The 543-nt window shown below is 51.9% G+C and carries 1 pseudogene; it reads left to right on the forward strand.

Going from position 1 to position 543, the window contains the following annotated elements:
• Window positions 1-543: pseudogene (locus tag AB9F29_RS21300) on the forward strand (IS30 family transposase); the annotation flags it as partial.

The raw sequence follows: 543 nt of genomic DNA on the forward strand, positions 1-543 counted from the left end.
TATCAATCTCAGAAAGACCAGCATCGGTCGAGGATCGGGCTGTTCCAGGCCACTGGGAGGGCGATCTCATCGGAGGGTCCAAAAATAGCTACATTGCAACTCTCGTCGAACGTCATTCTCGGTACGTCATGTTGGTCAAAGTCGCCAACAAGGATACCGAAAGTGTCGTCACGGGGCTGATTAAATCGGCTCATAAATTACCGCGTGAACTCTACAAATCTTTGACATGGGATCGTGGGAAAGAGCTGGCAGACCACCCGCGCTTCACGCTAGCAACCGACGTAGACGTCTATTTTTGCGATCCTCAGTCTCCCCTCTCATTGCTGCAAGCAGCAACTGCCGGGCAATGCGTGGCAACGCGGATCAAATGAGAATACCAACCGATTGCTAAGGCAATATCTGCCTCGTGGGACTGATCTGTCGGTTCATTCGCAAGCCAAACTCAGCGCTATTGCCAGACAGTTGAACGAACGACCCCGCAAGACCTTGCAATATCAAACCCCAGCTGAGAAGTTCGCCCAGTGTGTTGCGTCGATCAGTTGA

Origin of the sequence: Falsihalocynthiibacter sp. S25ZX9, from assembly GCF_041205405.1 — a bacterium.
Taxonomy (GTDB): domain Bacteria; phylum Pseudomonadota; class Alphaproteobacteria; order Rhodobacterales; family Rhodobacteraceae; genus Falsihalocynthiibacter; species Falsihalocynthiibacter arcticus.